This window comes from Microbacterium sp. UNCCL10 (assembly GCF_000746195.1).
Taxonomy (GTDB): Bacteria; Actinomycetota; Actinomycetes; order Actinomycetales; family Microbacteriaceae; genus Microbacterium; species Microbacterium saccharophilum.
Window position 1 is genome coordinate 1,284,555 of the sequence record NZ_JQKT01000007.1, and the last position, 22,661, is coordinate 1,307,215.

The following is a 22,661-nucleotide window of genomic DNA, read 5'->3' on the forward strand; positions in this document are numbered from 1 at the left end:
GCTTCGAGCCTAGGCGAACGCTCCTCGGCGGTGGCGCTCACACCGAGCTGTACGCGACGATGCCGCGGCGGACGGACTCCAGCGCGCGCCGCGCCGTCCCCGCGACGTCCGCGTCGGCGACGATCGAGAGCTGATCGAGCAGATCGATGGTCTGCTTCACCCAGCGCACGAAGTCGCCGGCGGCGAGGTCGGCCTCGTCGAGCACGATGTCCAGCGGCATCCCGCGCGCCCAGGAGTGCATGGCCCGCGCGAGCCCCGTGGCGACCGGCTCCGAGCCGGGCAGCCGGTGGTCGCGCTCGAGATCGTCCAGCCGCGCCCACAGGTTCTGGGTCTCGCTGAGCGCCTGGCGGAACGCGCCCCGGGGCAGGCCCCGCTCCCCCGGGCCGGATTCGTCGCGCCGCGGCTCGTAGACGAGGCAGCAGGCGAGGGCGGCGAGCCCGGGCGCGTCGAGGTCGCGCCAGAGGCCGAGGCGCAGCGACTCGGCGACGAGCAGGTCGCGCTCGCCGTAGATGCGGCGCATCGTGGCACCGGCATCCGTCAGGGTGACGGCGCCGTCGGGGGCCACCGCGAGGTAGTCGAGGGCGGCGAGCACGTCCACGACCCGGTCGAAGATGCGCGCGACGGTGCCGGTGCGGGTCTCGATCTGCTGCCGGAGCTTGTCGGTGCGCCGGCGGAGCTTCGTGTACCGCTCCGCCCACCGCGCGTGGTGCTCGCGGTCCGGGCAGGTCTGGCACGGGTGCCGCTGCAGCCGCCGGCGCAGCGCCTGCATCTCGTTCTGCCGGTGCTGCCGCGTCTTCGCGGTCGCCGTGCGGTCGGCCCGGTTGAGCTTCTCCAGGTCGCTCAGGTCGCGGCGGAGGGCGGCGAACTCGGCGAAGTCGCCGCGGTCGCACGTCATCGAGGCGGCGTAGCCGGCGAGCGACTCCTCGGCCTCCTTGACCTGGCGGGCGAGGCCCACGACGGCGCGGTCGGCCTGGAACTGCGCGAACGAGGATTCCAGGATCTCCCGCGCCCGCGGCCGGCCGAACTGGTCGATGAGGTTCACGGCCATGTTGTAGGTGGGGCGGAAGCTGGAGTTGAGGGGATACGTGCGGCGCGAGGCCAGGGACGCGACGGACTGCGGGTCCATGCCCTCCGTCCACTGGATGACGGCGTGCCCTTCGACGTCGATCCCGCGCCGCCCGGCGCGGCCCGTGATCTGCGTGTACTCCCCCGAGGTGATGGCGACCCGCGCCTCCCCGTTGAACTTCTCGAGCTTCTCCAGCACGACGGTGCGCGCGGGCATGTTGATACCGAGCGCGAGCGTCTCCGTCGCGAACACGGCCTTCACGAGCTTCCGCTGGAACAGTTCCTCGACGATCTCCTTGAAGGCCGGCAGGAGCCCGGCGTGATGGGCCGCGACGCCGCGTTCGAGGTTCTCCTTCCACTCCCAGTACCCGAGCACCCCGAGATCCTCGTCGAGCATGGTCCGGGTGCGCTCGTCGACGATCTGGCGGATCTCGTCGCGCTCCTCCCGGCTCGTGAGCCGCACCCCCGACCGGCGCACCTGCTGCACGGCGGCGTCGCAGCCGGCCCGGCTGAAGATGAAGAAGATCGCCGGCAGCAGGTTGTTCCGGGCGAGCAGCTCGACGACGTCGGGCCGGTCGAGGCGCTCGATGCGCTGCACGTTCGCGGCGCGGACGGGCCGTTTCCCGCCCTTGTGCGGACGCCGGTGCGTCCCCTCGAACCCGCCGGCGCTGCGCTGCTGCTGCACCTGCCGGTTGCGTTCGAAATTCGGCCCCTTGACCGAGCGGATGCGCATGAGCTCCTGGTTGACCTGTGCCGTCGCGATGCCGGCCCGGTCGTCGAAGAGCGGCAGGAGGTCGCCGCGGACGAGGACGTGCTGCTCCAGCGGCACGGGCCGGATCTCCGAGACGATGACCTCCGTGTCGCCGCGCACGGTGTCCAGCCAGTCGCCGAACTCCTCCGCGTTGGAGACGGTCGCGGACAGCGACACGATCCGCACGGACGGCGGCAGGTGGATGATGACCTCTTCCCACACCGCCCCGCGGAACCGGTCGGCGAGGTAGTGCACCTCGTCCATCACGACGAAGCGGAGACCGCGGAGCGCGGGCGAGTCCGCGTAGAGCATGTTGCGGAGCACCTCGGTCGTCATGACGACGACCCGGGCGCTGCCGTTGATATTGGTGTCGCCGGTGAGCAGGCCCACCTCGTCCGGACCGTACACGTCCTGCAGCTCGCGGAACTTCTGGTTCGACAGCGCCTTCATGGGCGTCGTGTAGAACGCCTTGTCGCCCGGCTCGAGCATCGCGAGGTGGATCGCGAACTCCCCCACGATCGTCTTCCCGGCGCCGGTGGGCGCGGCGACGAGGACGCTCTTGCCGTCCTCCAGCGCGTGGCAGCCCGCGATCTGGAACGGGTCGAGGTCGAACCGCTGTCCCGCGGCGAAGGCGGCCGACAGCGGATGCGACTTCGTGGCCTCGGCCCGAGCGAACCGCTCGGCCGGATCCATCACGACAGGGATCCCGGGGCCTGGGCGAGCATGGCGGCGTCGCGCTTGGCGCGCCGGCGGTCGAAGATCATCGACAGGCCGGCGGCGGCGAAGAACAGCACGACGAGGATGCCGGCGAGCAGCAGCATGCTCACGATGTCGGCGGCCGGCGTCGCGAGGCCGGCGAACACGACCGCGACGAGGATCGCGACCCGCCAGCCGCCCAGGATGGCGCGCCCGCTCATGACGCCCGCGAGGTTCAGCGCGACGAGGAACACCGGCAGGACGAAGGAGACGCCGATGACGACGAGGAGCTTGAACACGAAGTCGTAGTAGTACCGCGCCTCGAACATGTTCGACGCGCCCTCGGGGGTGAAGCCGGCCATGATCTCCACGATGTGCGGCATGACGAGCCAGCCGACGTAGCAGCCGGCGAAGAACAGCGGCACGGCAGCGGCGACGAAGCCGATCGTGTAGCGGATCTCCTTGCGGGTGAGCCCCGGCACGAGGAACGCCCAGATCTGCCAGAGCCACACCGGCGCCGAGATGATGATGCCGACCGCGAAGGCGATCCGCAGGCGCATGTCGAAGGGACCCGTGACGTTCTGGTACATGAGGCTGACGAGCTCGTCGTTCCCGCGGCGCTCGGCGACGAGACGGATGGGCTCGGTCATGGCCCAGATGACGGCATCCGTGAGGAAGAACGCCAGCACCATGCCGACGACGAGCGCGATGCCGGCGATGATGAGGCGCTTGCGCAGCTCGACGAGGTGCTCGGCCAGCGTCATGCGCTTGTCGCGCTGCGGGTTGTCGTCCTCACCGACCCGCGGGCGGAAGGCCGTGGCCACGACCGGCTACGGCCTGGTGGTGTCGGGGCCGGTCGGTCCGGGCGTCGGGTCGGCGGGGGCCGTGGGCGCCACGGTCGGGGACGCCGGGTTCTCGACGGTGGATGCCGTCCCCGCAGCGACGTCATCCTCCTTCATGGCCTTCATCTCGCCCTTGAAGATCCGGGCGGACTGCCCCATGCTCTTCGCCAGCGCCGGCAGCTTGGCCGCCCCGAAGAGCAGCAGGATGACGATCAGGAGGATCCACAGGTGTGGACCTGCGAACAGATTTCCCATGGGCGGCTCCTCGTCGCGAGATTTCCTTCAGTCTACCCGGCCCGACGCCGGGACCGGTCAGCGGTACTGGGCGAGCCCGGCCTCGGCCCAGGCGGCGGCGGCCCGGCGCGCCGACTCGGGTGCGAGGATCTCGACGTCGCCGCCGTGGCGGGCGGCGAGACGCTTCAGGCTGCGCTCGTCCGCGACCCGCAGCCGCGCGTCGCGGAACTCGCCGTCGCCCGTGACGGTGGCCCGGTCGAGGAAGTCGGCCAGCAGGGTCGCGATCGTCGCGCGGTAGCGCACCTCGGCGACGGCATCCGTCTCACTCGGCTCGAAGAGGTCGGGCACGGCGTCGGAACCGTGCGCGATGGGGATGTCGGTGAGCCGCACGTCGCTGACCCGCTCGAGGTGGAAGGTGCGCATGGCCTCGCGGAGGTGGCACCAGCCCTGCAGGTACCACTGCCCGCCCGCGATGTGGACCTTCACCGGGTCGACGGTGCGGGTCGTCGGCTCGTGGTCGGGTGCGTGGTAGGTGAAGGAGACGGCGACGCCGTGGCGGAGGGCCTCGGCGACGCGCACGCGGACATCGTCCACGGCGTCCGGGGCCACGATCACGTCGGCGGGGGCCGCGGAAGCGCCGCGTGCCAGCTTGGCGAGGAGTCCCTGCACGACGCCGCTGTCGCCGACGCCGGGAAGCGACGCGGCCAGCTGCAGACCCGCGAGCAGCGCGGCTGCCTCCCGTGCGGTGAGGCGGGGCGTGCGCTCCAGTCCGACGCTGTTCGTGATGGAGATGATGCCCTGCTCGTCGAGGAGGTCCCAGTCGATGTCGAACAGGTCGTTCGCCATCTGCCAGAAGCCGCCGTCGCCGGGGAGGCCGATGACCGTGAGCTTCTCGACCATCTCCCGCATCTGCTCCGGGGTGACCTCGAAGGCGTCCGCCGCCTCCGCGACGGACACCTCGCCCTTGCCGATGAGGTAGGGCACGAGCTGCAGGATGAGTGCGGCGCGATCGGTGGCGAGCAGGGGCTTCGCGCTCATGCGGCTCCTCCGTGCACGGCGAGCGTGCGCTCCAGCCGGGCGATGACCTCGTCGCGCAGCTGCGCGGGTTCCACGACCCGCACCTCGGGCCCGTAGGAGGCCAGCTCATCGGCGAAGATGTGCACGTCGACGTAGGGCACGTGGATGCCCTGGTCGGCGGGGATCGCGCGGCGGTGCAGCCGCAGCGCGGCCTCCGTGCCCGGCGCCACCTCCACGAGGGCGCGCTGCCTGGCCGCGACGTCCTGGAGGCCCCGGAGGGCCTTGTCCCCCGCCCCGTCGCGCAGCGCGAGGTCGAACGTCTCGCGGGTCGGGCGCACGTCCGAGACGATGCGGGACAGGAGGAAGGTGCGCTCCGCGTCCTGGATCAGATCGAACCCGTAGACGTGCCAGCGGCCCTCGTACTCCAGCAGCGCGAGCGGCTGGATGCGGCGGGTGTGGGCGGTGTCGTCGCCGCCCTTGAGGTACTCGAACTCAGCGACGCGGCCCTGCTCGATGGCACGCTGGAGCGGGGTGAAGGCGGGTTCGCGCAGGTTGATGCGGGGCGAGTACCCGATGATGGGCGCGTCGACCTCGTTGCCGAGGGCGCGGATCTTGCGGAGGCCGCCGCGCGCGTCGGCCGACATCGAGCTTTCGCTCCAGACGCCGCCCGCGAGGTTCAGCACGGCCAGCTCCGCCGGCGTGAAGTCGATGTCCGCGGGCAGCTCGTACTCCGCCGTCGGCACACGGTAGCGCGCTTCGCGCAGGTCGTCCGGGTCGGCGTAGTCGCCGATCGTCTCGATGGGGACGCCGAGCGCACGGAGGTTCTCCTTGTCGCGCTCGAACATCTTCTCCAGCGCGTCCTTCTTGGCGCCGGCCTCGCTCTGCTCGCGGTACCCCGAGACGGACGTGAGGATCGTGTCCTTCGTCAGCCCCTGCTCGGTCGCCATGAGCGCGACGACGAGGTTGACGAGCCGCTCCTCGGGAGCGCTGCGGGTCGGATCCTTGGCCACCGCACCATCCTAGGCCGGTGCGTCGCCGCGCTCCCCGGGTGGCGCCGTGTCGCGGACTACTGCGTCGCGGTGTCGTCGAGGCCGAGGATGTCGATGACGAAGACGAGGGTCGCGCCGCCGGGGACCGTGCCGCTGCCGGCCTCGCCGTAGCCGAGCTCCGGCGGGATGACGACGAGCAGCTGCGATCCGACCGTCTGACCCTCGAGCGCCTGCGCGAAGCCGGGGACCACGCCCTCGAGGGTGACGGTCGCCGATGCGCCCTTCTCCCACGTCGAATCGAACACCTCGTTGTCGTCCCACGTGACACCGGTGTACTGGATGCGGGCCGCGGTGTCGCCGGTGACCGGCTCGCCGTCGCCCTTCTTCAGCACCTCCACGACGAGGTCGGTGGGCGCCTCGGCGTCGGGGACGATGATGCCGGGGCGACCGTCGGGGGCCAGCACGACGGACGGCATCCCCGTCCGGTCGTTGAACTGCGGGGTGCCGTCGGCCGCGGCGAGGAAGACGCGCTGCAGGTCGAGGACGATGACGGCCGCCTGCCCGTCGGTGAGCCCGAGGTTGGTGGCGGCCTCCTCGGAGAGGTCGTCCGGTGCGACGGCGCCCACGATGCGGGAACCCTCCGTCGCGCAGTCGAGCATCTTCGCGATGCCCTCGTAGTAGTTCGCCCATTCGGAGACCCGCTGGACCTGCGTGCCGGCGGAGACGAGGGTCTCGCCGGACTCTCCGTCGACGATCGTCGCGGTGAACTGCACGTCCTGCGCACGCGAGGTCACGGCCAGGCCGTCGCCGACCTCGGCATCCGTGTACACCGTCTCGTCCACGTACACCGGCGGGGCGATCGTCACGGCGGCGGAGCCCGGCGCACCGGTCACGTCGATGAGGTCGAGGGCCGACGAGTCCGCGTCGGGGCGGTCGCACGAGGCGGCCGGGGCCGACGACGAGCAGCCGACGAGGGCCAGGGCGGACAGGCCGAGAACGGCGACGACAGCGGGGATCCTGCGCATCCGATCAGTTTACGGCGTCGCCGGTGCTCCCCCCGCCGCCCGCCGCGCTCCCTCCGCCGCGCGCTGCGCGTCGCGCACCCGCTTGCGGAGGTTCTTGTCGGTGATCTGCCGGTCGCCGACGGCGCCGGGGGTCCACTGCTCGACGTCCTCATCCGCGTACGTGGGCTTCTTGAGCGCCCGTTTCCGCACGTCCGGGGGCACGGCGCCGGGCGCGAGCCGGCGGGCGGTGAGGAGGAAGCCGGTGTGGGCCACCATGCGGTGGTCGGGGCGCACCGACAGGCCCTCGACGTGCCAGCCGCGGACCATCGTCTCCGTCGCCTCGGACTCGGTGAACAGTCCGGTGCCCCGGATGTACTCCGCGACCCGGCTCAGCTGCGTCGCGGTGGCGATGTAGCAGAGGACCACCCCGCCGGGGGTGAGGGCCTCGGCGACGGCGTCGATGCACTCCCACGGCGCGAGCATGTCGAGGACGACCCGGTCGACCGATCCCGGCTCGACGACCTGCGGCAGCTGCTCGACGAGGTCACCCACGACGACCTGCCATGCCGCCGGATAGTGCCCGAGGAAGGTCTCGACGTTCGCTTCGGCGACCTGCGAGAACTCCTCGCGGCGCTCGAACGACAGCAGCCGCCCGGCGTCGCCGATCGCGCGCAGGAGCCACAGCGACAGCGCACCCGACCCGACGCCCGCCTCGACCACCGTCGCGCCCGGGAAGATGTCGGCGGCGGCGAGGATCTGTGCGGCGTCCTTCGGGTAGACGATCGCGGCACCGCGCGGCATCGACATGACGAAGTCGCGGAGCAGGGGGCGCAGCGCCAGGTATTCGTGACCGCCGCTGTTGGTGACCACCGAGCCGTCGGGCTGGTCCACGATGTTCTCGTGCCGGAGCACGCCGTGGTGCGTGTGCAGCTCGCCGCCCTCGCGGAGCGTGACGGTGTGCAGCCGGCCCTTGGGGCCGGTCAGCTGGACGCGGTCGCCGTAGCGGAACGGGCCGCTCGGTCGCAGGTCGGCGCTCATGCGGATGCTCTCTGCCGGCGTGCGGCGTGTTCGGTGTGGAAGTCGCGGAGGTCGGCGGCGGTGCGGCCTCCGAGGGTCGGCCAGAGCCCGTCGGCGCCGGTGCCGACGAGGGACACCATGAGCGGGACCCCGAGCGTGACGGCGCCCGACGCGACGGCCGCGCGCATGCCGTTCGGCGAATCCTCGATCGCGACGGCGTCGGCCGGGTCGACCCCCAGCATCCGGGCCGCCTGCAGGTAGGCGTCCGGGAAGGGCTTGGGGCGCGTCGCGTCGTCGCCGGCGATGACGACGTCGAACGCGTCGAACGGCAGCTGCGCGACGACCGTCTCGGCCATGCGGCGCAGCGACATCGTGACGAGCGCGGTCTTGATCCCCGCCGCGCGCAGGTCGCGCAGCAGCTCGACGGCGCCGGGGCGGTAGGGGTTGCCGCGCTCGGCGAGCTGGTCGGTCACGGCATCGGTGAGGTGGTCGACGATCGCGCCGACGCTCATCCGCACACCCGCCTGCTGCAGGATCGCAGCCGACCCCTCCAGCCCCATCCCGACGAGGCTCAGCGCCTGCTCGTGCGACCACTCCCCGCCGAAGCTGTCCACCAGCGCGGTCTCGGCGGCCATCCAGTAGGCCTCGGTGTCCACGAGGGTGCCGTCCATGTCCCAGAGGACGGCGGCGGGGAGGGGGGAGGTCACTGCCCCATGCTACCCAGCGCGGTCGCGCCGCGACCGCGCCCGGGCCCGCATGAGCCTTCCCGGGCGTATCGTGGGTGGACCGCACAGCGACGGAAGGAGCGGGGTGGACAGTCTGGGTCAGCGCGTCCTCGTGGTCGCCTTCGACGGCTGGAACGATGCCGGAGAGGCGGCCTCGGCCGCCGCCGCGCGCCTGCGCGCCGCGAACGAATACGAGCCGGTCCTCTCGGTCGACCCGGAGCTGTACTTCGACTACCAGTACACCCGCCCGCAGGCGCGGCTGGATGCCGACGGCACGCGGTCGCTCGTCTGGCCGGAGGCGACCCTGTGGCGTCCCGCGCCGGGCGAAGGCACCCGACTGTGGCTCCTGAACGGGGTCGAGCCGGCGCGCGCCTGGCAGGCGTTCGCCGCCGAATTCATCGACGCGGCGCTCAGCGAGGACATCACCGGCCTCGTCGCACTCGGCTCGATGATGTCCGACGTGCCGCACACCCGCCCCATCTCGGTCTTCGCCGGCAGCGACAACGAGCGGCTGCGCACCGAGCTCGGACTCGAGCGCTCCACCTACGAGGGGCCCGTCGGCATCCTGAGCGTGCTGGCAGCCGCCGCCGAGGAGGCCGGCATCCCGACGGCGGCTCTCTGGGCGAGCGTCCCGCACTACGTCGCCGGGCACACCACGTCGCCGAAGGCGACGCTGGCGCTCCTGGACAAGCTCACCGAGCTCACCGGCAGCCCGATCGCGCGCGGCGAGCTGCCCGCCGAGGCGCTCGCCTGGGAAGCGTCGATCGATGCCGCGGCCGCCGATGACGAGGAGATGACGGAGTACATCCGCCAGCTCGAGCGCACCCGCGACACGTGGGACTCCCCCGAGGCGTCCGGCGACGCGATCGCGCAGGAGTTCGAGAAGTATCTGCGGCGCGGCGGCGACGGCCCGTCGAAGCCGGGCCGCGACGAGCCGCGCCGCTGACCCGGCCTGTCGTCAGAACGCCTGCAGGACGCCCGTCGCGAGCAGCACGATGAGCACGACGCCCAGCACGAGCCGGTAGATCACGAACGGCAGGAAGCTGCCCTTCTTGAGGTAGCGCATGAGGTACGCGATGACCGCGAAGCCGACCCCGAACGCGACGACGGTCGCGGCGGCGGTCTCCCCCAGCGTGAACACCGCCGCGCCGGGCTCCCGGATGGCCTGCAGCAGCTCGTAGAGTCCGCTGCCGAACACGGCGGGCACGGCGAGGAGGAACGCGACCTCGGCCGCGGCGGGGCGGGAGTACCCGAGGGCGAGGCCCATCGTCGTGGTCGCGCCGGAGCGCGAGACGCCCGGGATGAGGGCAAGGGCCTGCGCAAAGCCGAGCGCCAGCCCGTGCGGGTAGGTCAGGTCGGCCTCGGTGCGGGTGCGGCGACCGAGGGCGTCGGCGGCGCCGAGGATCAGGCCGAAGACGATCAGGACGATCGCGACGAGCCAGAGGTTGCGGAAGGTGTCCCGGATGACGTCCTGGAAGAGGAAGCCGAGCACGCCGATCGGGATCGTCCCGATGATGACGATCCAGCCCATGCGGGCGTCCGGGTCGTTGCGCGGCACGGCCCCGGTGAGCGAGCGGAACCACTGCGCGATGATGCGCACGATCCGATGCCAGAAGTACACGAGGACCGCGAGCTCCGTGCCGATCTGCGTGATCGCGGTGAAGGTGGCGCCGGGATCCTGGGCCGACGGGAGGAACTCTCCCGCGATCCGCAGGTGCGCGCTGGATGAGATCGGGAGGAACTCGGTCAGACCCTGCAGGAGTCCGAGGATGATCGCCTCGAGGAGGTGCATTCTCGCCTTTCAGTACGTGCGGAGGAGGTCGGTCAGCACGCGCTGCCCGAAGCGGAGCGATTCGATGGGGACCCGCTCGTCGACGCCGTGGAACATGCCGGTGAAGTCCATGTCGGCGGGAAGCTGCAGCGGGGCGAAGCCGAAGCCGGCGATGCCGAGCTCGGCGAGCGCCTTGTTGTCGGTGCCCGCGCCCAGCAGGTACGGCACGACGGGGACGCCGGGGTCGTGGCGGCCGAGCGCGGCGACCATCGCATCCACGAGCGCGCCCGAGAAGGGCACCTCGAGACCGATGTCGCGGTGCGCGACTTCGAGCCGGATGTCGTCGCCGACGATGCGCTGGATCTCGGCGATGACGAGATCCTCCTGACCGGGGAGCGTGCGGACGTCGATCGCGGCGGTCGCGGCGTCCGGGATCACGTTGTGCTTGTACCCGGCGGTGAGCCCCGTGGGGTTCGCCGTCGTGCGGAAGGTGGAGCGCAGGAACGCCGCTGCCGGCCCGGTCGCGTCGGCGAGGGCATCGGGGTCGGCGGGGTCGCCGCCGCTGAGGCGGGCGAGGGCCTCGACGAGCTCGCGGGTCGTGGCCGTGAGCTCCATGGGCCACGCGGTGCGCCCGAGCTTCGCGACGGCCTCGGCGAGGCGCGTGACGGCGTTCTCCGGGTGGTGCCGGCTGCCGTGGCCGGCGACGCCGGTGGCGTGCAGCCGCAGCCAGACGAGGGACTTCTCCCCCACCTGCAGCAAATAGGCGCGGCGGTCGCCGACGGAGATCGAGTAGCCGCCGACCTCGCTGATGGCCTCGGTCGCGCCGGCGAACCACTCCGGCCGGTCGCGGACGACGAGCTGCGAGCCCTCCACCCCGCCGTTCTCCTCGTCGGCGAAGAACGCGACGACGATGTCGCGCGCCGGCTGCTCACCGGCGCGGAGGATGTCGGCGACCGAGGTGAGGATCATGGCGTCCATGTCCTTCATGTCCACGGCCCCGCGGCCCCACAGCATCCCGTCCCGGACGACACCCGCGAACGGGTCGACGCTCCAGTCCTCGGCGACCGCCGGCACGACGTCGAGGTGCCCGTGCAGGACGAGGGCGGGCTTGTCGCGGTCGCGGCCGGGGATGCGCGCCGCGACGTTCGTGCGCCGCGGGATCGGCTCGTAGTACTCCGGCTGCAACCCGAGCGATTCGAGGTACGCGCCGACGTATTCGGCCGCCTCACGCTCGCCCTTCGCGCGGCCCTCGCCGTAGTTCGTCGTGTCGAACCGGATGAGGTCGCGGGCGATGCGGGCGACCTCGGGAAGGTCGGCGGTGTCGGGCATGCCGTCCACGCTACCTCTCCCTGCGGGGCCCTCCGAAAACGAGAACAGGGCCCCTTTCGGGACCCTGTTCCTCTGTGCGCGAGGGGGGACTTGAACCCCCACGCCCTATACGGGCACTAGCACCTCAAGCTAGCGCGTCTACCTATTCCGCCACCCGCGCATTGGGTGTGTGGTTGTCTCCAACCGAAGATCGACATTATCACGTTCCGGCGGTCGCGCAGAATCGGCGGCGTCAGGCGACGGACACGCCGAACAGCAGGCCCAGCAGATACGTGACCAAGGCGGCACCGAAGCCGATCGCGAGCTGGCGGAGACCGCGGCGCAGCGGCGGACCACCGGAGAGGAGCCCGACGGCGGCACCGGTGAGGAGCAGTGCGAGGCCGACCAGGACGAGCGCGGTGATCACGGCGGCGAGGCCGGAGAGCCCGAAGATCCACGGCAGCACCGGGATCACGGCGCCGGAGGCGAAGAACAGGAAGCTCGACACGGCGGCGCCGAGGGCCCCGCCGACGACCTCGTGGTCGTCGCCGTCCGCCGCCGTCGTCCGGTGCGGGGCGGGCAGGTCGGCTCCCTGGGCCGCCCCCACGACACGCCGCGCGCGCTCGAGGGCATCCTCCAGCGGCATCCCGCGGGTGCGGTACACGAGGGCGAGCTCGTTGGCGTCGAGGTCGAGGTCGGAGAGCACGTCGGCGGCGTAGTCGCTGGGCTCGGTCGCGGTGAGCATCTCGCGCTGCGAGCGGACCGAGACGTACTCCCCCGCACCCATCGACAGCGCGCCGGCGAGGAGCCCCGCGATGCCGCTGAAGAGGACGAAGTGCGGCGCGACACCCGTGGCGCCGATGCCCATGACGAGCGCGAGATTGGAGACGAGGCCGTCGTTGGCGCCGAAGACCGCGGCGCGGAACGTGCCGGACAGCCGGCGGCGGCCGCGCGCGGCGAGGCCGCGGACGACCTCCCGGTGGATCTTCTCGTCTGCGGCCATCCGTGCGGTCGCGAACGGCTCCGCCTCGTACGGCGAACGGTCCTCGGCGTTCTGCGCGAGGGCGAGCACGAAGATCGACCCGAAGCGCCGCGCCATCCAGCCGAGGAGGCGCGTGCCGATGCTCGGCGCGGGGAGCCGCGCCGGCTCCTCACCCAGCAGGTCGAGCCAGTGCGCCTCGTGCCTGCCCTCGGCCTCGGCGAGGGCGAGGAGGATCTCCCGCTCCTCTCCGCTCCGGCGGGCCGCGAGGTCGCGGTACACGCGCGCTTCGGAGCGTTCGTCCACGAGGTACTGCGCCCAGCGTCGGCGGTCGCCGGCAGTCGGCATCCGGGGGTCGTTCACGGTTCTCCACACTCTCGATCGGTCGATTCACGCTACCGGCGGGGCGCGGACGGGCCCGCCGGAATGCCGGGATTGCCAGCATTTCGGAGCTCCGAACCCGCCCGGGTTCAGGAGCGGACGCGGGCCCGCAGGAGGTCGATGCGGGCCTGCAGCTGCGCGACGGTCGCCTGCGGGACGGCCGGGCCCCCGCAGATGCGCCGGAGCTCGGCGTGCACGGCGCCGTGCGGCTCGCCGCTCTGCCGCGCGTACACCCCGACGAGGCTGTTCAGCAGCTGCCGCTGCTCGCGGAGCGTCCGGTGCAGGGGCGCCGGCAGAGCGGGGGCCGCGGCCTCCCCCTCGGTCTGCTCGCGCGCCTCGCGGACGCGCCGGTGCCGGGACTGCCGCGACTGGCGCTGCATGAGCAGCTCGTGGACGTGCTCGGGTTCGAGGAGACCGGGGAGCCCCAGGAACTCCTCCTCCTCGGGCGTGCCCGGGACGGCGAGCTGACCGAACTCGCGTCCGTCGTAGAGCACGCGGTCGAAGTGCGCGACCGAGCCGAGCGCCTGGTAGCTGAACTCCTGCTCGAGCTCGTCGGAGGCCTTCTCCTCGCGTTCGGCCGCGTCCAGCAGGCTGTCCTCGAGACCGTCGTCGTCCTTCTCGCCGCGGTCCAGCGCGTGATCCCGCTCGCGTTCCAGCTCGTTCGCGAGATTCAGCAGCTGCGGGACGTTCGGGAGGAACACGGATGCCGCCTCGCCGCGGCGGCGCGCACGCACGAAGCGCCCGATCGCCTGCGCGAAGAACAGCGGCGTGGACGCGGACGTCGCGTACACCCCGACGGCGAGCCGCGGGACGTCGACGCCTTCGGACACCATCCGGACGGCGACCATCCATCGGGTCGTCGCCTGCCCGAACGTCTCGATGCGGCCGGAGGCGGCCTTGTCGTCGGAGAGGACGACGGTCGGCGCCTCCCCCGTGATGTCGCGGAGGATCGCGGCGTACGCGCGCGCGGCGGTCTGGTCTGTCGCGATGACGAGCCCGCCGGCATCCGGCACGTCCTGGCGCACCTCGCTGAGTCTGCGGTCCGCGGACCGCAGCACCGCGGGGATCCAGTCGCCTTCCGGATCCAGCGCCGTCCGCCACGCCTGACTCGTCACATCCTTCGTGTTGTCCTGCCCGAGGTGGGCCTCCAGCTCGTCGCCGGCGCGGGTGCGCCACCGCATCTTCCCGGCGTAGACGAGGAACAGCACGGGGCGGACGACCCCGTCGGCGAGCGCCCGGCCGTAGCCGTAGTTGTAGTCGGTGCGGGAGAGCCGGATGCCCTTGTCGTTCGGGTGGTACTCCACGAACGGGATGGGCGCGGTGTCGCTGCGGAACGGCGTGCCGCTCAGCAGCAGGCGGCGCGTGGCGCGCCCGTACGCGTCGCGGAGCGCGTCGCCCCAGCTGAGCGCGTCGCCGCCGTGGTGCACCTCGTCAAGGATGACGAGGGTCCGCGACTCCTCGACGATCCGCTTGTGCACGGAGGACTTGACGGCGACCTGGGCGTAGGTGACCGCGACGCCGTGGTACTGCCGCGAGGGTGTCCGCTGCGCATTGCTGAATCGGGGGTCGAGGCGGATCGAGACACGGGCCGCGGCATCGGCCCACTGGGTCTTCAGGTGCTCCGTCGGGGCGACCACGACGATCCGGTCGATGACGCCGCGGCGCAGCAGCTCGCTCGCCAGGCGCAGCGCGAAGGTCGTCTTCCCGGCGCCGGGGGTCGCGGCGGCGAGGAAGTCGCGCGGGCCTTTGCCGATGCCCTCCGGACCGTCCATGCCGAAGTACTGGTCCAGCGCCTCGGCCTGCCAGGCACGCAGGCGCTGCGCCGTTCCCCATGGCGCGCGCTGCGGGAACGAGGGCGACAGGTGCTCGGCGGCGAAGCTGCCGAAATGCTCCTGCTGGTCCTCGTACACGAGTGACCACCCTAAGCGAGATGTCCGACGCGCTAGCGTGGAAGGCACCCCGAATCGAGGAAGTGTCATGTCTGAAGACGAGGCCGCTGCGAGCGCCGAGCGCCCGCCGTTCACCCCCAACGAGACGTCGCACCCGTGGCGCCGCATGGTCGCCATCGGCGACTCGTTCACGGAGGGGATCGGCGACCCCGACCCGCTCCGCCCGGGTGGTCACCGCGGCTGGGCGGACCGCGTCGCGGAGGTCCTCGCCGGCTCGGTCGACGACTTCGCGTACGCAAACCTCGCGGTGCGCGGGAAGCTCATCGGCCAGATCGTCGCCGACCAGCTGGAGCCGGCCATCGCGCTGCGACCGGACCTCGTGACCTTCTCGGCCGGCGGGAACGACGTCATCCGCCCCGGCAGCGACCCGGACGCCGTCGCCGAGCAGTTCGAGGACGCCGTCATCCGGCTCTCCTCCGACGGCGCCACCGTCGTCGTGTTCACGGGCATCGACACGAACTTCACCCCCGTGTTCCGCGGCATCCGCGGTCGCGTCGCGATCTACAACGAGAACATCCGCGCGATCGCGGAGCGCTACGACTGCATCGTCGCCGACCAGTGGGCGCTCAAAGAGGTGCAGGACATGCGGTTCTTCGACGACGACCGGCTGCACTACAACGCGCTCGGTCACCACGAGGTCGCGCGGATGGTGCTGCGCGCCCTCAACGTCCCGAACGACCTGCAGGCGATGCAGCCGGAGCCCCTCCCCCGGCTCACGTGGCGCGCCGCCCGCACGAACGACATCGTGTGGGCTCGGACGCACCTCGTGCCCTGGGTGCTGCGGCGCGTGCGGCACCAGTCCTCCGGCGACGCCGTCACCGCCAAGCGCCCCGATGCGCTGCCCGTGCAGCCGCGGATGTCCGGCGAGGAGCCGCCGGCCGACGAGTGACGGCCGGCGGGACGCCGCCGGTCTGCCGCGGGTCGGCCGCAGGTCGGCCGCGGGGCGGCCGCAGGTCGGCCGCGCGGCCGTCGCGGGTCAGTCCCGCGGGCGCAGCTCCCACAGCGCCACGGCGGCGGCCGCCGCGACGTTGAGCGAGTCGACGCCGCCCGCCATCGGGATCGTGACGACGGTGTCGGCGGCCTGCAGGGCCCGGCGCGACAGGCCGTCGCCCTCGGCGCCCAGCAGCAGCGCGACGCGCTCGGGCCGCGCCGCGGAGAAGACGTCGAGCGGGACGGCGCCGTCGGCGAGCGCGAGGGCGGCCAGGTGCAGGCCCGCGTCGTGCAGGATGCCGCCGGCCTCCGGCCATGCCGGCAGCCGCGTCCACGGCACCTGGAAGACCGTCCCCATGCTGACCCGGACGCTCCGGCGGTACAGCGGGTCGGCGCACCGCGGGGTGACGAGGACGGCGTCGGCGCCGATCCCCGCGGCCGCCCGGAACGCGGCGCCCACGTTCGTGTGGTCGACGATGTCCTCGAGCACCAGGACGAGCCGGGCACCGGCGACGACGTCGGCCACCGGCGGCAGGACGGGCCGGTGCATGGCGGCCAGGGCGCCCCGGTGCACGGCGTAGCCGGTGACCCGCTCGGCGACCTCGTCGGAGACGACGTACACCGGCGCGTCCCCGGCGACCTCCGCCGCGTCGGCGAGCCACTTCTCCTGCACGAGCACCGACCGCGGCCGGTGACCCGCGGCGACGGCACGGGCGATGACCTTCGCGGACTCGGCGATGTACAGGCCGCCCTCGGGCTCCAGGACGCGGCGCAGGGCCACATCTGTGAGGCTCCGGTAGTCCGCGAGCAGCGGATCGTTCTCGTCGTCGATCCGCAGGATGGGCATGGTTCCATGCTGTCACGGCCCGCGTAACATCCCCGAAAACGAGGGCGCGTAGGCTCGGGCCGTGGCAGCGCAGACGATCATCGACCCCGACCCGGCGGTCACCGCCGCGGTGGGGCGTGCGATCGACGCGCTGGCGGGGCGGAAGGTCGCGGTCCTGACCGGCGCGGGCGTGTCCACGGACTCCGGCATCCCGGACTACCGCGGGAAGGGCGCGCCGACCCGCACCCCGATGACGGCCCAGCAGTTCCTCTCCAGCGACGCCGCCCGCCGCCGCTACTGGGTGGGCAGCCATCTCGGCTGGCAGGCCTTCGCGGCATCCCGCCCCAACGACGGGCACACGGCGCTCGCCGACCTCGAACGCGCCGGCATCGCGACCGGCGTCATCACGCAGAACGTCGACGGCCTGCACCTGCGCGCCGGCAGCCGTCGCGTCGTCGAACTGCACGGCACGATGCGGCGCGTGTTCTGCACGCACTGCGGGCAGGTCTTCGACCGACGCGACCTCGCCGTGCGTGTGGAGGCCGACAATCCCTGGATCACGGTGCCGGAGAACGTCAAGCTCGGCCCCGACGGCGACGTGCTGCCGGAGTCCAGCGACGGTTTCGTCGTCCCGGACTGCAGCGTGTGCGGCGGGATGCTCAAACCCGATGTGGTGTTCTTCGGCGAGTACATCCCGGCCGAGAAGTTCCGCGCGGCGGAGCAGCTCGTCGGCACGAGCGACGCGCTCATCGTCGCCGGATCCTCGCTCGTCGTGAACTCCGGCATCCGGCTCGTCGAGCGGGCACGCCGCCGGCGCCTGCCCGTCGTCATCATCAACCGCGGCGAGACCCGGGCAGACGCCAAGGCGACCGTCAAGGTGGATGCCGGGACGAGCGAGGCGCTCCCCGTGCTCGCGCGGGCGCTGACCGCGCTGTCGTGATCCCGCCCGCTCCCCCCGGACCGTAGGCTCGAGACGTGACGACTCTCACGCTCGTGCGCCACGGCGAGACCGACTGGAACCTCAACCGGCTCATCCAGGGCTCGACCGACATCCCGCTCAACGACACCGGACGCGGTCAGGCCCGCGCGACCGGCCTCCGGCTGAGGGAGGAGCTCGCGGCGGAGTCGCCGCTCGTCGTCGCCTCCAGCGACCTGTCCCGCGCCCACGAGACCGCGCGCATCATCGCGGCGGAGCTCGGCGCCGCCGCGCCGCGCACCTACCCGCAGCTGCGCGAGCGCGGCTACGGGGACGCCGAGGGGGTCGGCGTGCACGAGTTCCTGGAGCGCTGGGGCGACTGGGGCACCGCCGAGGTCCCGAACGCGGAGCCGTGGGCCGACGTCCGCGCCCGTGCCGTGGCGGGCCTCCGGCGCGTCACGCGCGACGCGCGGCGTCTCACGGCCCCGGCGGCACCGTCGCTCGTGATCGTGTCGCACGGGGCGCTGATCCGCGAGCTCATCCGGCATGCGACCGGCGGCGCCTTCCCCGCCGAGGGCGAGAAGCTCGCGAACGGCTCGACGCACACGTTCCTCGTCGAGCGGGACCGCCTGAGCCTGCTCTCCTACGCCGGCGTCATCCACTGACGTCGGGGCCGTCGCGGCGGCTGCCGGCCGCCGCGCGGTGCAAACCGCAGGATGGAGTGTGACACGAGGGACGGATGTCGCCTCCCACGCCCCACCCGTCACACTCGGCCCTGCAGTTCGCCGCGCGCCGGGCTCACGGGCGCGCCGGACGCGACAGGCGCGCCGGCCAGTACGGGCGCGCCGGACACCACGGGCGCGCCGGAGGAGACGGGCGCGCCGGAGGGTCAGGCGTCGGCGCGGCGGACGAGGGTGCGGGCGTGCCGCAGGACAGGCTCGTCGACCATGCGCCCGTCGTGGGCGAACACGCCGCGCTGCCCCTCCGCGGCGGCGAGGACCTCCCGCGCCCAGGCGACCGCGCCGGGGTCGGGCCGGTAGGCGGCGCGGATCACCGGCACCTGGTCGGGGTGGATGCAGGCGGTCGCCGCGAACCCGCTGGCCGCCGCGTCCGCAGCCTCCCGCGCGAGTCCCTTCTGGTCGGCGATGTCCAGGTGCACGGCGTCGATCGCGGCCTTGCCGCGCGCGCCGGCGGCGAGCAGGACCCGTGCGCGGGCGTGCCGTGCGACGTCGCGGTACCCACCCTTGGGCTTGCGGCTCGACGTCCCGCCGAGCGAGGCCACGAGGTCCTCCGCGCCCCACATGAGCCCCACGACGTTCTCAAGCGCCGCGATCTTCTCGGCCGCGACGACGCCGCGCGCCGTCTCGCAGAGCGCGATCACGGCGAAGCGGGGGTCGAGGCGCGCGATCTGCTTGGCGGACTCCGCCTTGGCGACCATGACCGTGCGGTAGTCCGTCAGCGACAGGGTCGCGAGGTCCGACTCGATGTGCGCGCCGTCGAGCGCGTTGACGCGCACGACGGTGCGCTCGGGGTCGAGGTCGGACTCCATGACGGCGCCGCGGGCGAACGCCTTCGCGTCCGCCGAGACGGCGTCCTCCAGGTCGAGGATGACGCCGTCCGCCCGCTCCGCCGCCTTCGCGAACCGCTCCGGCCGGTCGGCGGGGCAGAAGAGCAGCGCCGGGCCCATCGCGAAGGCCGTCACGACGCGTCCTCCGCGGGCGTGCAGAGCATGAGCGCGACGCGCGTCGCGGTGGCCACGACCGTGCCGTGCTGGTTGCGTCCGGTGTGCCGCATCGTCACGAGGCCCTGACCGGGCCGCGACCGCGACAGCCGCTTGTCCACGATCTCCGTGTCGACGTACAGCGTGTCGCCGTGCAGCAGCGGCGCCGGGAAGGAGATGTCCGACAGGCCGAGCTGCGCCACGAGGGTCCCCTGGGTCACCTGCGCGACGGAGGCCCCGACCATCGTCGCGAGCGTCCACATCGAGTTCATGAGGCGTTCGCCGAACTCCTGGGTGGCCGCGTACGCGGCATCCAGGTGCAGCGCCTGCGTGTTCATCGTGAGGGCGGAGAACAGGACGTTGTCGGCTTCGGTGACGGTGCGTCCGGGCCGATGGTGGAAGACGTCGCCCACCTCGAGCTCTTCGACGTACCGGCCGCGCTGCAGGATCTCGGTCACGCTGTCACCGTACCGGTTTCACACGACGCCCAGAGCACGGGCGATGACGAGCAGCTGCACCTCGGAGGTGCCCTCGCCGATCTCCAGGATCTTCGAGTCGCGGTAGTGCCGGGCGACCGGGTATTCGTTCATGAACCCGTTGCCGCCGAAGATCTGCGTCGCGTCGCGGGCGTTGTCCATCGCGGCGTCGCTCGCGGTCAGCTTCGCGATCGCGGCCTCCGTCTTGAACGGCTGCCCGGCGTCCCGGAGGCGCGCCGCGTGCAGCCACGCGAGCCGCGCGACATGCACGCGCTGCTGCATCCGGGCCAGCAGGAACTGGATCGACTGACGAGTGGACAGGGCCTCGCCGAAGACGGTGCGGCTGCGGGCGTAGTCGGTGGCCGCCTCCAGGCATCCCTCCGCCGCCCCCGTGGAGAGGGCGGCGATCGCGATGCGCCCCTCGTCAAGGATGTGCAGGAAGTTCGCGAACCCGCGTCCGCGCTCGCCCAGCAGGTTCGCCTCCGGCACGCGGGCGCCGGAGAAGGTGAGCGGATGCGTGTCGCTCGCGTGCCAGCCGACTTTGTCGTAGCCCGGCTCGACCGTGAAGCCCGGAGTCCCGTTGGGGACGATGATCGTGGAGATCTCCTTGCGCCCGCCGGCCTCGCCCGTGACGGCGGTGACCGTGACGAAGCGGGTGACGGCCGTGCCGGAGTTCGTGATGAACTGCTTCGCGCCGTCGATGACCCACTCGCCGCCCTCCAGCCGCGCCGTCGTGCGGGTGGCGCCGGCGTCCGACCCCGCCTCCGGCTCCGTGAGCCCGAACCCGGCGAGCGCGCGGCCGGCGAGGAGGTCGGGCAGCAGCTCGGCGCGCTGCGCGTCGGTGCCGAAGCGGAACACCGGCATGGCGCCGAGGCTGACGCCGGCCTCGAGGGTGATCGCGACCGACTGGTCGACGCGGCCGAGCGCTTCGATCGCGAGGCACAGGGTGAGGTAGTCGCCGCCCTGTCCCCCGACCTCCTCGGGGAACGGCAGGCCGAACAGGCCGAGGTCGCCCATCTGCGCGACGACGTCGAGGGGCAGCGTCTTCGTGCGGTCGGCGTCATACGCCTGGGGCGCGACGACCTCGTCGGCGAAGGCACGCACGAGCCGAGCGAGCTCGAGCTGCTCCTCCTCGAGTCCGTACGTGGACAGGTCAATCGTCATCGGTTCCCTCCCGGGTCTCGGCGGCCACCTCGGCCAGCAGTTCGTCGCGGCGCACCTGCGCGCCGGCGACCGTGTGCACGCGTGCGACGCCGGCGTGCGGCGCCGTCACGGAGTGCTCCATCTTCATCGCCTCGACCGTCACGAGACGGTCGCCGGATGCCACGACCGCGCCGTCGGCGACGTGCACGGCCACGACCGTCCCGGGCATGGGGGCGCGCAGCTCGGGGCTCTCCGCCCCCGCGTCGCGGCCTCGGTCGGCGAGACGCTCGGCGAGCGCGGCCTCCCGGGTCACCGGGCGCAGACGATGCGTCGCGCCATCGGCGTGGACCCAGACGGCGCCGTCGGCGTCCACGGCGACGTCGGCCGCCGCGTCCGCGCCGGCCGCCGCGCGATGCAGCACATCGGCGTCGTCGCGCAGCAGCACCGTGCGGGGCTCGCGCCGCCCACCCTCGCGCCAGCCCGGGAGCGCGCCCCAGACCCCGGGAGTCGTCGGCTGCGGCAGGGCCGCGGCGGCGGCGGCGAGCGCATCCGCAGACGGCGGGTCGGGCTCGGGCGCCGGCATCCGGTCGATGAGGCCCGTGTCCAGGTCGCCGGCGCGCACGGCGGGGTCGGCGAGGAGGCGCCGGAGGAAACTGATGTTCGTGTCGACGCCGAGGAGGACCGTGTCGGCGAGGGCGGCATCGAGCCGGTCCAGCGCGACGGCGCGGTCGTCGCCGTGCGCGATGACCTTCGCGATCATGGGGTCGTAGTCGGCCGTGACGGCGCAGCCGGACTCCACGCCGGCGTCGGTGCGGACGCCCGCCGCCGCCCGCCACGTGAGCACGTCGCCGGTCGCCGGGAGGAACCCGCGCTCGGGGCTCTCCGCGTACACGCGCGCCTCCATCGCGTGGCCGTGGAACCGCACGTCATCCTGCGCGAAGGCGAGAGGCTCCCCCGCGGCGATCCGCAGCTGCTGCTCGACGAGGTCGATGCCCGTGACGAGCTCGGTCACCGGGTGCTCGACCTGCAGGCGCGTGTTCATCTCGATGAAGAAGCACTCGTCGGGCCGGTCGCCGGGGACGAGGAACTCCACCGTCCCGGCGCCGCGGTAGTCGACGCTCGCGGCGGCGGCGCACGCGGCGGCGCCCAGCCGGGCCCGCATGGCGGGATCGACGAGCGGCGACGGCGCCTCCTCGATGACCTTCTGATGCCGGCGCTGCAGCGTGCATTCGCGTTCGCCGAGATGCAGGATGCCGCCGTGCGCGTCGGCGAGCACCTGCACCTCGATGTGCCGGGGCCTCTCGATGAGCCGTTCCAGCAGCAGCGTGTCGTCGCCGAACGCGCTCGCCGCGACGCGCCTCGCGGCCGCGAGGGCCTCGGGGAGCTCGTCGAGCGTCCGGACGATCTGCATGCCCTTGCCGCCGCCGCCCGCCGAGGGCTTGACGAGGAGGGGCAGACCGACCTCGGCCGCCTGGGCGGCGATCGCGGCGTCGTCCAGGCCCGCGGCACTGAACCCCGGCACGATCGGGACGCCGTTGCCGGCCACCTGCGCCTTGGCGCGGATCTTGTCCCCCATGACCTCCAGGGCACGGACGTCGGGTCCGATGAAGACGATCCCGGCCGCCCGGCAGGCCCGCGCGAAGTCAGCGTTCTCGGAGAGGAACCCGTAGCCGGGGTGGATGGCCTGCGCGCCGGTCTCCCGCGCGGCGCGGAGGACCGCCTCCCCGTCGAGATAGGACTGCACGGCCGGGGCGGGCCCCAGCCGCACGGCGACGTCGGCCTCGCGGACGTGCGGGGCGCCGGCGTCGGCGTCGCTGTAGACGGCGACCGAGCGGATGCCGAGGGCCCGGAGCGTCCGGATGACGCGGCGGGCGATCTCGCCGCGGTGGGCGACGAGGACGGTGTCGAAGAGGGTCATCGCG

General features: G+C 72.8%; 21 protein-coding genes and 1 tRNA gene. 4 read left to right on the plus strand and 18 right to left on the minus strand.

Features of this window, described 5'->3' with window-relative positions; translation table 11 throughout:
- Nucleotides 1–37: 37 nt before the first annotated feature.
- The 8 genes from BR85_RS06350 to BR85_RS06385 form a co-directional block, all read right to left on the minus strand.
- Complete coding sequence (locus tag BR85_RS06350) at nt 38–2,509, minus strand: DEAD/DEAH box helicase (RefSeq protein WP_197018601.1); 2,472 nt, start codon at nt 2,507–2,509, stop codon at nt 38–40.
- Entirely contained in the window at nt 2,509–3,276 is a 768-nt protein-coding gene (tatC, locus tag BR85_RS06355) for a twin-arginine translocase subunit TatC (RefSeq protein ID WP_028495771.1), read from the minus strand. Before tatC ends, BR85_RS06350 begins: the two co-directional genes overlap by 1 nt.
- A 66-nt stretch (nt 3,277–3,342) precedes the next feature.
- The gene (locus tag BR85_RS06360) at nt 3,343–3,609 is read right to left on the minus strand and encodes a twin-arginine translocase TatA/TatE family subunit (protein WP_028495772.1); all 267 of its coding nucleotides are present in this window, start codon (nt 3,607–3,609) and stop codon (nt 3,343–3,345) included.
- Nucleotides 3,610–3,666: 57 nt separating this feature from the next.
- On the minus strand, nt 3,667–4,626 hold the full coding sequence (locus BR85_RS06365) for a helix-turn-helix transcriptional regulator (protein ID WP_028495773.1): 960 nt from the start codon (nt 4,624–4,626) through the stop codon (nt 3,667–3,669).
- The gene (locus BR85_RS06370; RefSeq protein ID WP_028495774.1) at nt 4,623–5,615 is read right to left on the minus strand and encodes a helix-turn-helix transcriptional regulator; all 993 of its coding nucleotides are present in this window, start codon (nt 5,613–5,615) and stop codon (nt 4,623–4,625) included. The genes BR85_RS06365 and BR85_RS06370 overlap by 4 nt, the downstream gene beginning before the upstream one ends.
- Before the next feature lie 56 nt (nt 5,616–5,671).
- Complete coding sequence (locus tag BR85_RS06375; protein WP_028495775.1) at nt 5,672–6,619, minus strand: FKBP-type peptidyl-prolyl cis-trans isomerase; 948 nt, start codon at nt 6,617–6,619, stop codon at nt 5,672–5,674.
- Between the two features lie 9 nt (nt 6,620–6,628).
- Nucleotides 6,629–7,636 carry a tRNA (adenine-N1)-methyltransferase gene (locus tag BR85_RS06380; protein ID WP_028495776.1) on the minus strand — a complete coding sequence of 336 codons (1,008 nt, stop codon included), beginning with the start codon at nt 7,634–7,636 and terminating at the stop codon, nt 6,629–6,631.
- Entirely contained in the window at nt 7,633–8,322 is a 690-nt protein-coding gene (locus tag BR85_RS06385; protein ID WP_028495777.1) for an HAD family hydrolase, read from the minus strand. The genes BR85_RS06380 and BR85_RS06385 overlap by 4 nt, the downstream gene beginning before the upstream one ends.
- A 103-nt stretch (nt 8,323–8,425) precedes the next feature.
- Here BR85_RS06385 and BR85_RS06390 point away from each other — a divergent pair, with 103 nt between their 5' ends.
- Complete coding sequence (locus tag BR85_RS06390; protein WP_028495778.1) at nt 8,426–9,286, plus strand: PAC2 family protein; 861 nt, start codon at nt 8,426–8,428, stop codon at nt 9,284–9,286.
- Between the two features lie 12 nt (nt 9,287–9,298).
- Here the strand turns inward: BR85_RS06390 and BR85_RS06395 are convergent, their stop codons facing one another.
- The 5 genes from BR85_RS06395 to BR85_RS06415 form a co-directional block, all read right to left on the minus strand.
- On the minus strand, nt 9,299–10,132 hold the full coding sequence (locus BR85_RS06395; protein WP_028495779.1) for an undecaprenyl-diphosphate phosphatase: 834 nt from the start codon (nt 10,130–10,132) through the stop codon (nt 9,299–9,301).
- Nucleotides 10,133–10,141: 9 nt separating this feature from the next.
- Nucleotides 10,142–11,440 carry a M20/M25/M40 family metallo-hydrolase gene (locus BR85_RS06400; RefSeq protein ID WP_028495780.1) on the minus strand — a complete coding sequence of 433 codons (1,299 nt, stop codon included), beginning with the start codon at nt 11,438–11,440 and terminating at the stop codon, nt 10,142–10,144.
- A gap of 75 nt (nt 11,441–11,515) precedes the next feature.
- Nucleotides 11,516–11,600 (minus strand) — tRNA-Leu (locus tag BR85_RS06405).
- A 72-nt stretch (nt 11,601–11,672) separates the two neighbouring features.
- Complete coding sequence (locus BR85_RS06410) at nt 11,673–12,746, minus strand: VIT1/CCC1 transporter family protein (protein WP_036272520.1); 1,074 nt, start codon at nt 12,744–12,746, stop codon at nt 11,673–11,675.
- Between the two features lie 122 nt (nt 12,747–12,868).
- A complete protein-coding gene (locus tag BR85_RS06415) occupies nt 12,869–14,689 on the minus strand; it encodes a DEAD/DEAH box helicase (protein ID WP_028495782.1) in 1,821 nt (606 codons plus the stop codon).
- Nucleotides 14,690–14,756: 67 nt separating this feature from the next.
- Between BR85_RS06415 and BR85_RS06420 the strand changes: the two genes are divergently transcribed.
- Entirely contained in the window at nt 14,757–15,617 is an 861-nt protein-coding gene (locus BR85_RS06420; protein WP_036272300.1) for an SGNH/GDSL hydrolase family protein, read from the plus strand.
- 87 nt (nt 15,618–15,704) lie between these two features.
- Here BR85_RS06420 and BR85_RS06425 read toward each other — a convergent pair whose 3' ends face one another.
- Nucleotides 15,705–16,505, minus strand: coding sequence for a TrmH family RNA methyltransferase (locus tag BR85_RS06425; RefSeq protein ID WP_028495783.1), 801 nt, complete (start codon nt 16,503–16,505; stop codon nt 15,705–15,707).
- A 61-nt stretch (nt 16,506–16,566) separates the two neighbouring features.
- Here BR85_RS06425 and BR85_RS06430 point away from each other — a divergent pair, with 61 nt between their 5' ends.
- Entirely contained in the window at nt 16,567–17,424 is an 858-nt protein-coding gene (locus tag BR85_RS06430) for a Sir2 family NAD-dependent protein deacetylase (protein ID WP_051526178.1), read from the plus strand.
- Nucleotides 17,425–17,459: 35 nt separating this feature from the next.
- Nucleotides 17,460–18,065, plus strand: a complete 606-nt coding sequence (locus BR85_RS06435; RefSeq protein ID WP_028495785.1) for a histidine phosphatase family protein — start codon at nt 17,460–17,462, stop codon at nt 18,063–18,065.
- 224 nt (nt 18,066–18,289) lie between these two features.
- Here the strand turns inward: BR85_RS06435 and BR85_RS06440 are convergent, their stop codons facing one another.
- Genes BR85_RS06440 through BR85_RS06455 form a run of 4 tightly spaced genes read right to left on the minus strand, consistent with a single transcriptional unit; the run spans nt 18,290 to nt 22,657 of the window.
- Entirely contained in the window at nt 18,290–19,087 is a 798-nt protein-coding gene (locus BR85_RS06440) for an HpcH/HpaI aldolase/citrate lyase family protein (protein ID WP_036272521.1), read from the minus strand.
- An 11-nt stretch (nt 19,088–19,098) separates the two neighbouring features.
- A complete protein-coding gene (locus BR85_RS06445) occupies nt 19,099–19,578 on the minus strand; it encodes a MaoC family dehydratase (protein ID WP_028495787.1) in 480 nt (159 codons plus the stop codon).
- An 18-nt stretch (nt 19,579–19,596) separates the two neighbouring features.
- A complete protein-coding gene (locus BR85_RS06450) occupies nt 19,597–20,760 on the minus strand; it encodes an acyl-CoA dehydrogenase family protein (protein WP_028495788.1) in 1,164 nt (387 codons plus the stop codon).
- Nucleotides 20,750–22,657: an acetyl/propionyl/methylcrotonyl-CoA carboxylase subunit alpha gene (locus BR85_RS06455; RefSeq protein ID WP_028495789.1), complete on the minus strand. Its 1,908-nt coding sequence runs from the start codon at nt 22,655–22,657 to the stop codon at nt 20,750–20,752. Before BR85_RS06455 ends, BR85_RS06450 begins: the two co-directional genes overlap by 11 nt.
- Between the last annotated feature and the right edge of the window lie 4 nt (nt 22,658–22,661).